Genomic DNA, 14,243 nt, shown 5'->3' on the forward strand with positions numbered 1-14,243 from the left:
AGACTGGTCCGGTGCCTGAGTCACCCCGAACCGAAGAACGACAACTCGATCCCCGCAGTGTCACGCTGTCCCGTGCGTGGTCGGCGATCTTTGCGGTGATCGTCGGTCTCGGCTTCCTGTTCACGACATCGATGATTACGATCTTCGGGGATTCTCCCCGTATCGTGACGTGGATCGGGTTTGGGGCAGCGTTCTTCGTTCCCAGCTTCATCCTCGTGGTCTGGACGTGGCTCTGGCCACCTCTCCAGTACCGTCACACCCGCTATCGAATGGACCAGGAAGGGATCTGGATCATACGCGGCGTCTGGTTTCGCGGTGAGACCTCGATCCCGATCACCCGCATCCAACACATCGATGTGACCCAGGGCCCGATTGAACGCGCCTTTGGTCTGGGCACTCTGATCATCTACACCGCGGGGACTCAGCACGCGTCGGAATCGCTGGCGGGGCTGTCCCACGAAGAAGCGACGCGTCTCAGAGATACGTTGATTGCGTTCGGAGAGTCGGATGGAGTCTGAGCACCGACTCCACCCGAGCTCGGTGTTCTTCTCCATCGTCGGCGCCCTGCGGTCGTTCGTCGTCCCGGTCATCATCGCGATCGTGGTTGCCCGTAGCTTCGCGTCGTTCTGGCTGATGCTCGCCGTGATTCCCGCGATGATCGCCGGCACTCTGCACTACATCAGTTACCGCTATCGACTCACCGAGGAGGAGTTGATCATCCGACAGGGCATCCTCCTGCGGAAAGTCCGTCACGTCCCATTCACGCGAATTCAGAACGTGAATCTGGTTCGCAACCCGCTCCACCGAATGTTCGGTGTCGCCGAGGTTCAGCTGGAGACCGCGTCGGGGGACAAACCCGAGGCCGTCATGCGCGTCCTGTCGATGGACGCCGTGCGAGAGCTTCGACAACAGGTCGACGCGGACACCGTGGCACCCTCCGTGACGTCGACAACCCCGGCGTCCACGCCGCTTGTCCAGTTGTCCCTCCGGGAGGTCGCCCTGTACGGGTTGATCTCGAATCGTGGACTCGTTCTCGTCGGCGCGGTGCTCGGCGTCGCGTCGCAGTTTGAGTGGTGGGAAGTCGGCGAGGAGCAGGTCAAACAGATTCCCGCCCTCCTCGAGCGGTTTCTGCAGATCGAGGCTCCACCCCTCTGGCTATCGATCGTGACGGGAGTCGCTCTGGCGCTCATCATCATCGTTGCGCTGGCATTGCTCTCGACCGCGTGGGGCGTGATGCGCTACCACGGTTTCAAGCTGACCCGTCGCATGGATCGACTACGGACCGAGTACGGGCTGTTCACCCGCATCCAGGCGACGATCCCGTTGCAACGGGTTCAGCTGCTGGCCACCCGCCAGGGCCCCCTGCAACGACTGTTCAATCGCGTTTCCGTTCTTGCGAAGACCGCCGGCAGCACGCGTCAGTCGTCGGATCCCGACGAGTCCACGATCGTTCGTCGTCCGTGGCTAGCGCCGATCTTCCCCGCGCAGAAGATGGTGGATCTGATCGAGGCCGTACTACCCGAGACCCGATGGCACTCCCTCGAATGGCGCCCGTTGGCACCCCGGGCGGAATGGCGAATCCGAAAACGCCTAATCATCGTGTTCTCGTTGATCGCACTGCCTCTGACCCTGTTGCTGAAGGTCTGGGTCGTACCGCTCTGGATCCTGGCCGTCCTGTGGGCATCGATCTACGCACGGAAATTCGTCCTTCACAGTCGTTGGGCCCTGGGTGATCGGGTGGTCCTCTTTCGCAGGGGTTGGTGGTTCCGTCGCATGGCCGTCGTGCGAATCGACAAGATCCAGGGCATCTCGATCCGCGAAACCCCCTTCGATCGTCGTCACAAGATGGCCTCGCTCTGCATCGACACGGCCGGATCCGGGGCCGGCTGGCGGACCGTCGATATCCCCCTGATTCCCGCCGAGACCGCCGCCCTGCTCCGGGACCAGCTCTACCTGGAGACCTCCCGGACCGACTTCCGCTGGTAACCCCTCACTTGGCGCTAGACGGCCAGGGGGGGTGGGTCGTATCGATATAATGACCACGGAGGCGAGACAGGTATGAATCCGGTCGAAATCAACGACTACATGAAGAAGGACGTGATCGGTCAGGAGGAGGCGCTGCGCTTCGTCTCGGTCGCGATCTTCAAGCATCTGGCCGGCGAGATGTTCGGCAACCTGATGCTGATCGGCAACTCCGGCACCGGCAAGACCACGATCATGCGATCGATGGAAAAGCTGTACTCCGAGCACGACGAGTTCAGCAAGTATCGCGTCGTCATCATCATGAACGCCAACACCTTCGCCACCGAAGAGGGTGTGATCGACACCAGTCGCCTGTTTGCGACCCTGGAGGAGCGGGCCCGCAAGATTCTCGGGCCGAGCGCGTCGGCGGAACAGGTCGGCCAGTACATGCAGCATGCCACCGTCTGTCTCGACGAGATCGACAAGGTCTCGGGTATGGTGGGTGGCAAGCCCTACGTCACCGGGATCAACATTCAGCAAGCGTTGCTGACGTTGATCGAGGGCGAGCAAGTCGTGCACCGCGTCAAGCTGGACGGCGAGGGGCGTCAGACTCAGCCGGTCACGATCGATACTTCCAAGATGCTGTTTCTCTGCGCGGGGGCCTACGAGACCCTTTACGACCAGGTCTTCAAGCGCGTCACCTCGCCGACCAGTCGTGTCAAGCTGCCGACAGAGACCGTGGTCAGCGGATCGGACGTCAGTATCCGCGAGTACTTCACTCTCCGCGACCATTTCAAGCAGGAAGACCTGTTCGACTACGGAATGCAGCCGCAGTTTCTATCCCGTTTCGACAACTCGGTCATCTTGCAGGATCTCGACGCGGCGATGCTCTCCCGGATCTTCATCGAACCGGACGACTCGGTGTTCAACATCTCCCGCGAGTTCTTCAGAAAACGACAGATAGACCTGTCGATCAACGATCAGGCGATCCAGCTTGTCGCGCAGACCGCGTCGGAGGCTCGCCGCATTGGCGCGCGTTCCCTGAAAGAGGTGTACGGCCGGATCATCAAGCCGTTCGAATACGATCCGTTCGGCCGCGAAGAGGTCGTCAAGAACGGCGACGGTTATCGACTGCTACTTGATGAAGGCGTCGTCACGCGCGCCCTCAAATCGTCCCTGGACTAGGGAGCAGGACCTTTCGTGGCCGAAACGTCCGCCACTCTGACACGATTCCTCGGGAGATTCGTGGCCGGACTGACCGGAGTGGTTGGCGTGGGCTGGGTGGCATTCCGCGGCCGCCTGTTCGATCCCACCGGACCCATCTTCAACGTTCTGGTCGTTGGCGTCGTCGCGTCGGCCATCGTGGCCCTGATGCGTGACCGGCACGTGTCCCACGCTTCGGCGGTTGCGATCGGTTATTCGGTGTTTCAGCTCACGTTGTGGCAGAGCCGCGGCCCGCTGTACGCGTCCTCGGGGATCGTCATCGCGCTCGGGCTGATCGTCGTGGGTTGGATCTTCGATCAACTCACGCGTTACGGTTGGACCGTCGGCAAGTTCCTGCTTCTCGGACCCCTCGTCGCGGGTATCTTCTTCGCGGTGGCGCCGATGATGAGTTACCACTCTCTCACGTCGGACAACGCCATTCGAACGCTGCTGATCTATCTCTACATGGGATTGGTGACAGGACACGGCGTCGGGATCGGTATCGAGGCGGCCGAACTAATTGGCCGCGCGGTTTCCCGTGTGGGGCACGAGGTTCCGTCGAAGTGAGCGGAGACCCGACACAGTCATTTCGAGACCTGATCCGACGTCGTCTCTCCAGTGAGGCTTTCGATCCGCGGCGACCCGTCGGCGACGATCAGATTCGTGCGCTAGTCGCAGATGCCTGTGAAGCGCCGTCGTCATTCAACATCCAGCACTGGCGATTCATCGCCGTTCGGGATGCGGAGGCCCGTCGACGCCTTTGCGCAGCGGCGTTCGATCAGCGTCAGATCATGGATGCGCCGGTTACCTTCATCGTTCTCGGCGATTGTGAGGGCATCGATCGTCTACCCGAGGTCATGCAGCGGGCCGTTGATGAAGCGGTGTTACCGGCGGGGAAGGCGGAGGCCTGGCAGCGCCTGGCGAAGCAGATCTACGAAACGCCGCAACTGGCACGAGACGAGGCCCTGCGTTCTGCGTCGCTTGCAGCGATGGTGATGATGCTCTCCGCCGAGGCCCACGGCCTGGCGTCCGGCCCGCTGATCGGTTTCGATGCCCCGAGGGTCAAGAGCGAGTTTCACATCGCGGATCGATTCGAACCGGTGATGCTACTGGTCGTCGGATACCCGATCGGCGGACCGGCCTCACGCAAGCCACGACTGACGGTCGACGAGGTGCTCGTCCACGACGACGGTGCCGATCTCTAGATGGCGTCGCGGCTGCCGACACGTATCGTCAATCGGGTGATGCGAGACCTCGGTCGGATTCACGATATCCATCGATTCAAGACCGAGAACGGCAGCGATCCGTTTCGGATCCTGATCGGCTGCATCATCTCGCTACGGACCAAGGACGAGGTGACCTATCCGGCCACCGAGCGCCTGTTCCGTCGCGCGGACACTCCACACGCGATGGCACGCTTGCACGATAAGACGATCGCCAGGCTGATCTATCCCGCCGGGTTCTTCAATCGCAAGGCCGTCCAGATCAAGGCGATCTGTCACATGCTCGTGAGGGAGTTCGGCGGCGACGTGCCTTCGACGATGGAGAGTCTCCTGCGGCTCCCCGGTGTCGGCCGCAAGACCGCAAACCTGGTCATCACCCTGGGGTTCGACCTCCCCGGGATCTGTGTCGACGTCCACGTGCATCGGATCTGCAATCGTCTTGGTTGGATCGAGAGCGATCACCCGGACACCACGGAGGCGTTGCTCCGCGAGTCTCTGGATCCCCGGCACTGGATTCCGATCAACGAGACGATGGTCCGTCACGGTCAGGCGACCTGCAAGCCGGTTTCGCCGTTATGTACCGAATGCGTCGTGGCGAACGACTGCCCGCGGATCGGCGTCGGCCGTTCCCGCTAGACCAGCCAGGCTGCCCCGCGCACACCGCTGCTGGCGCCGAATCGTGGCGGAACGAGACGGGTGGCGACATGATCCGAAAAAACATGACGATCCCAGGCCCGTGGCACGTTGGTGTAGAGACGGTCGATGCTCGAGAGTCCGCCACCGAGGACGATGACCTCCGGGTCGAGGATGTTGATGACTGACGAGAGGCCCCGACCGAGCCGGTCCTCGTACCGCTTGAGGGTTCGATTCGCCTCGACGTCGCCGGCCGCTGCCGCGGCGACGATGGTCTCGGGGTCGCCCTCACCTGGATGATCGGCTGCGAGTGCCGGCCCCGATACAAAAGTTTCGATACAACCGATACGACCGCAATAGCAGGGGGGAACGCACAGTTCCTCCGCGGAGGGTCTCGGCAGCGAGTTGTGACCCCACTCGCCGGCGATGGAGTTGGGGCCGGAGACCAGCTTACCGTCGATCACGATGCCACCCCCCACGCCGGTCCCCAGGATCACGCCGAAAACCGTTCGCGCATCACGACCGGCCCCGTCGGTGGCCTCCGAAAGCGCGAAGCAGTCGGCGTCGTTGGCGATGGCGGGTCGCTGTCCGAGCCGATCCGTCAGGTCATCGTGAAACGGACGATCGTTGAGGCAGATCGAATTGGAATTCATCATCAGGCCCGTCTTCGACGAGATGGTACCGGGGGTGCAGATTCCAATCGGCAGGACGGCGCCCTGGCCCAGCTGTTTCGTGAGGTCATGGATCGCCGCCAGAACACCTTCGTAGTCGTTGCGGGGCGTTGCGATCCGACGTCGATCGACGAGGGTCCCATCGGCGTCCATCGTGATGCCCTCGATCTTGGTGCCACCCAGGTCGATGCCGATTCTTCGCTGTTCAGTCACCGTATCCGCCACCTCCGGGGGTCTCCATGATCAACCGGTCCCCCGCGTCCACATCGACGGCGTCTCTTGCCGCCAGTCTCAATTCCGTCCCGTCGGCACGAACAAGCCATTGACGTCCGCACTGGCCCGCGTCTCCACCGGACATGCCGTACGGCATCTCGATCCGATGTTGGCACAGGACCGATAACTTCGCCGGTTGCAGGAAACTCCACTCACGCCGCAGCCCATCCCCGCCCCGCCGCCGTCCATCGCCGCCGGACCCGCGGCGGATCCCAAATCGCTCGAGGCGGACCGGGTACCGTCGCTCCAGAACCTCGGGGTCCGTGATCCGTGTATTGGTCATGTGGCTGTGGACTCCGTCCGCTCCATCACACGTGGCGGTTGCGCCGCAGCCACCGCCGATGGTCTCGTAGTAGCCGTAGTCGTCGTTGCCGAACAACACGTTGTTCATCGTACCCTGGCTACAAGCCGCTCTCCCCAACGCCTTCAACAGCGTATCGACGATCCGCTGACTGGTCTCGACGTTCCCACCGACCACGGCCGGGCACCTGGTGGCGTCGGCGACAAACACCGGATTCAGCATGCCGTCGGGCAATTTGATACGGACCGACCGAAGGAGTCCCTCGTTCAGTGGCAAGGGTCGATCGACGAGGAGACGAATCACGTACAATACCGCGGATCGAACGATGGCCGGCGTTGCGTTGAGGTTGCCGGCGTGTACCGGAGCGCTACCGGTGAAATCGATCGTTGTCGCGTCGTCGCCTATCTCGATCGCGACGCGGATGGGGGCGCCGTCATCGAGTTGTTCCTTCGCCCGAAGCACCGTGCCCACCGCCCCGAGCGATCGCAGGGCGACCCGCACCTCTCGCTCCACGAGGCCGGCAAGATCTCTCATGTAGCGGAGGACCGTCGCGGTGCCGTGACCGGTCAGGAGTCGTTGTAAGCCCAGAACCCCTGCCTGATTGGAAGCGAGTGCGGCTCGCAGGTCGGCGAGGTTGTCGGACAGCTTGCGCGTCGGGTGGGACGAGTCGGTCAGGAGCCGGGTGATGGTCTTCCAGTCCGCGACCCCGCGTCGCACAAGAAGCAAGGGTGAGAGCACGACGCCCTCCTCGCTGAGCGATGTGGCGTCCGGCGGCATCGACCCGGGCCGGGTACCGCCGATCTCGGCGTGATGGGCGCGGTTGGCTACGAATCCCACCCGCTGCCCCTCATGAAACACGGGCGTCACAAGCGTCACGTCGGGAAGATGAGAGCCACCGAACGCCGGATGGTTGGTGACGACGGTGTCGCCCTCCTGCATCTCCAACGTATCCATCAGACGACGCACGCAGAGTCCCAGCGCGCCGAGATGGACCGGGATGTGGGGAGCGTTGACGACGAGCTGGCCTTCCGGATCGAGAAGAGCGCAGGAGAAGTCCAGCCGTTCCTTCACGTTGGTCGAGATGGCGGTGCGCTCAAGTCGTTCGCCCATCTCCCGCACGATGGCGGTGAATCGATGTTGGAACAACTCCAGCTGGGCAGCCTGAGGTCGTGTGCCGCTTTCCGCGTGGGTCGCGCCTCGTGTGATCCGCACCGACCCATCTTGAAGGCGTCGCCCCTGCCAGCCGGTGTCGATCCAGGTCCGTGTGTGGAGTCCGTCGATGCCGTCGGGTCCGTCAATCTCAGGCGTCGCCGGCTCTTGCGTTTCTGTCGTGACAATCTCGTCGGGATCGGCGGAGGCCACCACGCGCAGCATCTCCACCTCGATCGAACGATCCTCGGGACGATGCCCGTAACGCTTCGCGAAGCAGGCCTCGAATCGCTGCGCGAGTTCTGTTCCCCCCAGGTAGGGGATTTCCAGAGAGTCGTCCTGCCCCATGAACCGGGCATGGACCGTTCGGCGACGGATGTTCGGATGATCGGTTCCGCAGGCCTCGTGCTCCAATTCGTCAAACAGGCGGGGGAGTCGCGGGAGACAATCCTCGAGGCGCTCGAGGAGCTGTCGTTCCGCAAACCGTTGGTGGGCGGCGGTAAGCACCCCCTCGGCGCTCAGGACCGACGCGCGATCCGGGACGAGAACCGTCTTGATTCCCAACCGATCGGCGACACCCGTGGCGTGTTGTCCGCCGGCACCACCGAACGCAACCAGGACGAAGTCGGCGGGGTCGTAACCCTCTCGAACCGAGATCCGTCGAATGGCCGCCGCCATGTGTTCGTCGGCGATCTCGCGAAGTCCCAGCAAGATCTCGTGACGATCACACGTGACTTCACCGGCTTCACGGAGAGCCGCGCAGAGCTCGTCCAGGCGTGCCCCCGCAGCGTCGACGTGGATGGGAATATCGAACCGCGTTGGATCGAGATACCCCAACAACAGGTTGACATCGGTGATCGTCAACGGACCGCCGGAACCGTAACAGGCGGGGCCGGGGTCGGCGCCTGCGCTTCTCGGGCCCACCTGGAGACGTCGACCCTCCAGATGACAGATGGAGCCACCACCTGCGGCCACCGTCTCGATCTTCAAGGCCGGTGCGAGGATCTCTCGCCCCGCAATACGTTGGGCATAGCGATACTGGAAATCGCCGTCCCAGCGGGCGACATCCGTGCTGGTGCCCCCCATGTCGAAGCTGATCACGCGGTCAAAGCCCAGCTTTCGCCCGACCGCCGCCGCACCCACCACGCCCCCTGCAGGACCGCTGAGGAGACTGTCCTTCGCTCGAAACTGGTCGGGCACCAGCAGGCCACCCGCGCTTGTCATCACGGTCAGTCGGCCGCCGGTCACGCTTCGTGCGACACGTTCCAGGTAGGCGTTAAGAAGCGGCGCGAGGTAGGCATCTACGACGGTGGTCTGGGATCGTGGCAGAAGACGGGTACCTGCAGATAGGTCGCCGGAACGGGAGACATGACGGAAGCCACGCCGCCGAAGGTAGTCGGCGAGTCGGCGCTCATGATCCGGGGCGATGTCGCCGTGGAGCAGCGCGACCGCCGCGACGTCGATGCCTTCGGCCAGGAGCGTCGTGATCGAGTCGTCGAGGGATGCCGTCGACAGGGGGCGCAGGATCGAGCCGTCGGCGGCGACCCTCTCATCCACCGCGATGGCCCTGGCGTAGAGTGGAGGATCTCGCCGAACGTCGAGGGTGAAGAGTTCGGGCCGCTGCTGATCGCCGATCAGGAGGAGATCTTCGAACCCGTCCGTGACGAAGAACGCCACTCGCACGCCGCGTCGTTCGAGCAACGCGTTGGTGCCGAGGGTGGTCGCAAGCCTCAACTCCAGAGCCGGAAGAGGATCGCCCGGTGTGACACCCGTCAGCAGGTGCGCGGCCAACAGCGGAACGTCGAGGTTCGTGCGTAGCTCGAAAGTTCGGCGGCCGACGCCTTCGGTCCCCAGCCAGTGTACGGAGAATTCGCGGAAGAAGTCGCGCGGTAGCGCGCGCGGGAAACTCCGGCGAAGTTGTGTCGCGGGGTCCGCGTCAGGCGATGCGTCCACCGGCAACTCGCCACGCAACGCTCCGTGACTGAGAATCTTGACGATGTGGGTGTGGCCGTCGGGATCGATGCCCAGCGCATCGGTAAACGTTCCACCGGTGTCGACTGCGATACGCCACATCGATCAGGGAAAGATCCCCATCTTCATATAGCTCTGAGCCACCTTCTGAATGGCACAGATGTAGGCCGCGGTGCGCATGTCGATCCCCCGCCGTCGGCTGCTGATCTCCGAGATCTCCCGATACGCCGTGACCATCGATTCCTCGAGTCCCGAGTGAACCAGGTCTGATTCCTCGTTCGCACGGACGAGAGACGCCTTCACCGACCGCGGAAACTTGCTGCCGGTCTGTACCTCGACGGCGTCGAGCAGGTTGGCGCGCTTACTACGATCGATTCGTTTCTCGAGACGCCCGTAACGGATGTGCGAGAGGTTCTTCGTCCACTCGAAGTACGAGACGGTGACACCTCCGGCGTTCATGAAGATGTCGGGCATGACCAGCACGTCGTTCTTGGTCAGGTACGCCTCGGCACCGGGGGTCGTCGGTCCGTTGGCGGCCTCGGCGACGACCTTCGTCCGGATCTTCTTACAGTTGGAAAGGGTTATCTGATTCTCCAGAGCGGCCGGGATGAGGATGTCGCACTCGATTTCCAGGCAGTCGCCGGGATTCTTCAGGCCCTTGGTCCCGGGGAAGTTCTGGATCGATCCCGTTCGCTTCCGATGGCGGGCCAGCTTGTCGATGTCGATCCCCTTGGGATTGTAGATCGTGCCGTCCCACTCGCCGATGGCGATGATCTTCGCACCGTCCTCGTTGTGCAGGATTCGCGCAGCGTGGTAACCCACGTTGCCGAACCCCTGGATGGAGACGCGCTTGCCTTCCAGGGTGCCGTCGAGGCCGACCTTCTTCAGATCGCGCGGGTGCTCGAACAGCTCGCGTAGTGCATAGACGACGCCACGCCCGGTGGCCTCGGTGCGGCCGGAGATCCCGCCCTGGGACAACGGCTTGCCGGTCACGCAACCCATGTTGTCGACATTGCTGGGATGGAAGGCGGCGTAGGTGTCGGCAATCCATGCCATCTCACGTTCGCCGGTGCCGTAATCGGGAGCGGGGACGTTGATGCCAGGGCCGATGTAGTTTCGACGAATCAACTCCGCCGTGAGCCGACGGGTGACACGCTCGAGTTGATCCGCCGTGTGGGCACGGGTCTGAATCTGGACGCCACCCTTGGAACCGCCGAAGGGCACGTTGACGATGGCGCATTTGTACGTCATCAACGCGGCCAGGGCCATGACCTCGTCCTGGTCCACCAGTCGGCTGTAGCGGATGCCGCCCTTCAGCGGGCTGCGGTGATGGCTGTGCTCGGCCCGCCAGGCCTTGATCATCTTGTACTTGTCGCCGAACTTCACCGGAAACTGCATGAAGTAGACGTTGTTGCAGGCCTTGATCTGCTGCAGCAACCCCTTCGGATACTTCAATCTGCGCGTCGCGTTGTCGAACTGCGTGTTGACGATGCGATGAAGATTGAGATCTTCCTGAGGCTTCTTGCGAACGACTTTTCTGGTGGCCATCACTTGAACTCCCGCGTATTGACCCCGTACGAACGGGATTCTACGCAACCCGGTCTCCAGCCGAAAGGGGAGATCCTCGTATTTCTGGACGGAACCCGTGCCGCAGAAACTCCGCTGAAACGGTCGCGGGAGATTGTCGTACACCCTCACAATGAGTAGGAATAGGATGATTTCGGCACTCAACGGAAAGGGGAAAGGCCCGTTGCAGAAGCGTCGCCAGACAGGAATCCTCTGCCTCGGGCTCTCGCTCCTCCTGGGCCTCGTGCTGGCAGGGCCCGCCCGGGCGGCCGACGAGGACCCTGCGTCGCTCTACGCCGCCATCCTCGACAGCCGGCTCAATCCCGACGAGGCGGTGATCCTGCGGAACCAGCGGCTGGTGTTCGGCGAGGCGATCCTACAGATCGAGGACGGCGTGTTGATCCCCGCGCACCCGATCGGCGGTCGGGTGCTGGAGTTTCTATTCCTGGGTCAGGCCCACATGTTGTTGGAAACGCCCGATCCCATCGAGGCCGGGCAACTCGAACTCTTCACCGGTCGTCGCACGTTCGATGCGGACATCGAGGCCGCTGTAATCGCCACCGCGGATCGACAACGTTCCGAGGAACTACTGGCCCGTCCCCGCGCCGGGAGCTTGCAACCCAGCATTGTCACTCGCGCCCAACGGATCTATCGCGAATTGCTTCGTCGATCGGACTTCGGGATGTCAGGCGCCGAGGAGTCGTTGCTCAAGACGCTTCTTGACGACAGCGCGTACTCCGATTACTTCGGCATGTGGTGTCGCAGTCACGAGATGGGGGATTTCGTCTACCAACTCGATCCTGAAGATGTCGAGCCCCTCACGCTGATGCGATTCAACACGATCGAATCCCGGGGGTGGGATCGGATGCGTCTGGCCCGTCATCTGAAGATCAGTCAGCGTCGGGGTCGATGGCTCGGCCTCACCGTGGACGATCTCGGTGCGTGGGATATCTGGGCCGCCAGTCGCTACGAGCGACCCGAGGATCCACTTCCACGGACCACGGGTTTCGAGGCCGAGCATTACAAGATCCAACTCTCGGTGGAGGGGACGGCCCTGAAGCTCTCGGGTCGGGCCACGATCGATCTTCGTGTCGAGTCGTCAGGGCGTCGGGCCATCCCGTTGACGCTGTTTCGTGATCTCGTGGTCGATCGGGTGGCCGACGGGTCGGGTCGCGAGTTGTTCCACTTCCGCTCGGGCAGCACGGTCGCCGTAGTCCTCCCGAAACCGTCCGTGGAAGGCACCGACCTCCGGTTGAATATCGAGTACAGCGGCCGAGCCCTCAGCTGGGTCGGACGTGGCACGTTCGCCCTCGAGGACACCAGCGCCTGGCATCCGCATATCGGCTCGGTCGACCGGGCCACCTACGACGTCCGCATCCGTCATCCGCGTCGTCTGCAGCTGGTCGCCAGCGGTCGCCTTGTCGAATCCGGGCGGGGACATGGCTACCACTGGGAGCGACGGACCCTCGACACCCCGGCCATCGCATTCAGTTTCCTGTTGGGTCGGTTCGAGATGATCGATGAGAACGTCGATGGAGTCGATCTCCGGGTTGCCGTCAATGCCAACCTACCGCGTCGGCTGACCCAGGCACGACGGGACGGGCTGGTGAAGGCGGTTCGCGAGAGTCTCGACTTCTTCAAGAAAACGTTTGGCCCCTACCCGCTCGACTACCTGACCGTCGCAACCCTTCCCCGAGACTACTCGCAAAGCTATCTCGGCTTCATCACCCTCTCGCAGGACGTGCTCGTCGGAGGCGTCGATGAGCAGGGCCGGTTGTCACGGGAGAGCACGGTCGCCCACGAGCTGGCGCATCAGTGGTGGGGCAATCACATCGGCTGGTGGAGCTACCGCGACCAATGGCTCAGCGAGGCGATGGCCAACTACGCGGCGATGTTGTTCGAAACTGCGAAGACGGGCAGGAGTGCGGACTCGCTTGCGGCGATCTCCGCCGGTTGGCGCGAGTCGCTCTCGCAGACGACGCTGGATGGATATCGCCTCGACGCCCTGGGTCCGGTGGTTCTCGGTACGCGTCTCAATTCCAGTAAGGCCGGTGACGGCTATCGGGCGATCGTCTACCGCAAGGGTGCGGTGGTTCTGGCGATGCTGGCACGCGCCGTCGGCCACGAATCCTTCCAGGAGATGCTGCGTTCGTTTACGGAAGCGGCCGGGAACCGAGTGATCACGACGGAGGTCTTCGTCGAGGCCATCGAGCGGATGTCCGGACTAAATCTCTCGGGCTTCGCGGACCAGTTCATTTACGGGACCGGCATCGCCGACATCTATTATGACTACGAGGTCGGGGAGGACGACGAAGGCGGTGCACGTGTGACGGGTATCGCCCACGATGCCCGTCGACCGACGTTCCTCTCACGCCTCGTCCGATCGACCGGCGACGGCTGGGATATCGAGCGTGAGCCGTTACCCCAACTCATTCCCGGTGCGCCGTCCCTGATGGTGCCCTATCGCATCGTCGTCGAGACCGCCGACCGCGATGCCACGGATCGCAGTGGCGACGGGCGGTATGTGCGGAACTACTTTGGCCGACAGCTGATTCTGCAGCGCGGGCGAACGGACTTCGCGGTGCCGGCACCGGCTCGTCCCGTTACCTTCCAGCTCGATCCACTGGGCGAGATCTTCGCCCGCTTCTACCCGGCCGACGAGTTTCCCAAGACGGTGGCACGGTTCCGCGCTCAGAACCTGTTGGCTGATGGAGAGACCGAGAAGGCCCGGGCGGCGTTCAGAGAAGCGCTGGATCAGCCCGCTGCGGCGAAGGCCCGGACGGGCCAGGGATGGTTGCGGCCCCCCGACCTGCGCGAGCGGGAGACCAACGCACGGATCCATCTCGAGTTGGCCCGCTTGGCTCTGGACCAGGGCGACGACGCCCAGGGGGTCCGACACATGCAGGCCGCCGACGAGCTCCTGGACCCCACCTCCAATCGGTTGACCGTGGCCCGAGCCACGCTCTCCGCTCGACGCGATCTGCTCCGTGGCGACTACGCCGCCGTTCGCGAGCGACTGAAGAAGACACTCCGCTACCTGGACCCGGGACGACGCACCCATGAATCGCGGGCCATGCTGTGGAGGATCGGTGCCAGTACGGAGCGCCTGGAACTGACCGAGGCCTACGCCATGCTGGCCGTCGCGGCCTACGAGACCGGTCATCAGGAGGACCTCGACTGGGCTCTAACCGAGGCTCGTGAGCGTGGCGCGGATGTCGAACTCCTCGAAGGGCTCCTGATCGAGCGCTGAGCCCTTGGCCTCTCTCCCGGTTCGTGTCATCCTGCGCGGGC

Annotated in this window: 10 protein-coding genes; 7 read left to right on the forward strand and 3 right to left on the reverse strand. The window is 63.2% G+C overall.

The annotated features are described in order from the left end of the window. Window positions 1-11: 11 nt before the first annotated feature. From OES25_08855 to OES25_08880, 6 genes are all read left to right on the forward strand, one after another. Window positions 12-518 (forward strand): PH domain-containing protein, encoded by a 507-nt coding sequence (locus tag OES25_08855; GenBank protein MDH3627751.1) that lies wholly within the window; start codon window positions 12-14, stop codon window positions 516-518. Continuing rightward, the gene (locus OES25_08860; protein MDH3627752.1) at window positions 508-1,986 is read left to right on the forward strand and encodes a PH domain-containing protein; all 1,479 of its coding nucleotides are present in this window, start codon (window positions 508-510) and stop codon (window positions 1,984-1,986) included. The genes OES25_08855 and OES25_08860 overlap by 11 nt, the downstream gene beginning before the upstream one ends. 72 nt (window positions 1,987-2,058) lie before the next feature. Next, the gene (locus tag OES25_08865) at window positions 2,059-3,147 is read left to right on the forward strand and encodes an AAA family ATPase (GenBank protein MDH3627753.1); all 1,089 of its coding nucleotides are present in this window, start codon (window positions 2,059-2,061) and stop codon (window positions 3,145-3,147) included. 15 nt (window positions 3,148-3,162) lie between these two features. Beyond that, a complete protein-coding gene (locus tag OES25_08870; protein MDH3627754.1) occupies window positions 3,163-3,732 on the forward strand; it encodes a hypothetical protein in 570 nt (189 codons plus the stop codon). Beyond that, window positions 3,729-4,370 (forward strand): nitroreductase family protein, encoded by a 642-nt coding sequence (locus tag OES25_08875; GenBank protein MDH3627755.1) that lies wholly within the window; start codon window positions 3,729-3,731, stop codon window positions 4,368-4,370. The genes OES25_08870 and OES25_08875 overlap by 4 nt, the downstream gene beginning before the upstream one ends. After that, window positions 4,371-5,024 (forward strand): endonuclease III, encoded by a 654-nt coding sequence (locus OES25_08880; GenBank protein MDH3627756.1) that lies wholly within the window; start codon window positions 4,371-4,373, stop codon window positions 5,022-5,024. Here the strand turns inward: OES25_08880 and OES25_08885 are convergent. From OES25_08885 to OES25_08895, 3 genes are read right to left on the reverse strand one after another with little or no spacing between them, the layout of a single operon-like run. Further along, entirely contained in the window at window positions 5,021-5,905 is an 885-nt protein-coding gene (locus OES25_08885; GenBank protein ID MDH3627757.1) for an ROK family protein, read from the reverse strand. The two genes, OES25_08880 and OES25_08885, sit on opposite strands and share 4 nt — an antisense overlap. Further along, window positions 5,898-9,488 (reverse strand): hydantoinase B/oxoprolinase family protein, encoded by a 3,591-nt coding sequence (locus OES25_08890; GenBank protein ID MDH3627758.1) that lies wholly within the window; start codon window positions 9,486-9,488, stop codon window positions 5,898-5,900. The genes OES25_08885 and OES25_08890 overlap by 8 nt, the downstream gene beginning before the upstream one ends. A 3-nt stretch (window positions 9,489-9,491) precedes the next feature. Continuing rightward, window positions 9,492-10,934, reverse strand: coding sequence for a Glu/Leu/Phe/Val dehydrogenase (locus OES25_08895; GenBank protein MDH3627759.1), 1,443 nt, complete (start codon window positions 10,932-10,934; stop codon window positions 9,492-9,494). A gap of 166 nt (window positions 10,935-11,100) precedes the next feature. On the opposite strand from OES25_08895, the gene OES25_08900 reads away from it, so the two are divergent. Next, window positions 11,101-14,202 (forward strand): M1 family aminopeptidase, encoded by a 3,102-nt coding sequence (locus tag OES25_08900; GenBank protein MDH3627760.1) that lies wholly within the window; start codon window positions 11,101-11,103, stop codon window positions 14,200-14,202. Window positions 14,203-14,243 lie beyond the last annotated feature (41 nt).

It is taken from the genome of Acidobacteriota bacterium (assembly GCA_029861955.1).
Classification (GTDB): Bacteria; Acidobacteriota; Polarisedimenticolia; order Polarisedimenticolales; family Polarisedimenticolaceae; genus JAOTYK01.

Bases quoted from the DNA above. Each gene is read 5' to 3' on its own strand.
- OES25_08860 (MDH3627752.1), top strand. From the start codon at position 508: ATGGAGTCTGAGCACCGACTCCACCCGAGCTCGGTGTTCTTCTCCATC.
- OES25_08865 (MDH3627753.1), top strand. From the start codon at position 2,059: ATGAATCCGGTCGAAATCAACGACTACATGAAGAAGGACGTGATCGGT.
- OES25_08880 (MDH3627756.1), top strand. From the start codon at position 4,371: ATGGCGTCGCGGCTGCCGACACGTATCGTCAATCGGGTGATGCGAGAC.
- OES25_08890 (MDH3627758.1), bottom strand. From the start codon at position 9,488: ATGTGGCGTATCGCAGTCGACACCGGTGGAACGTTTACCGATGCGCTG.
- OES25_08895 (MDH3627759.1), bottom strand. From the start codon at position 10,934: ATGGCCACCAGAAAAGTCGTTCGCAAGAAGCCTCAGGAAGATCTCAAT.
- OES25_08900 (MDH3627760.1), top strand. From the start codon at position 11,101: ATGATTTCGGCACTCAACGGAAAGGGGAAAGGCCCGTTGCAGAAGCGT.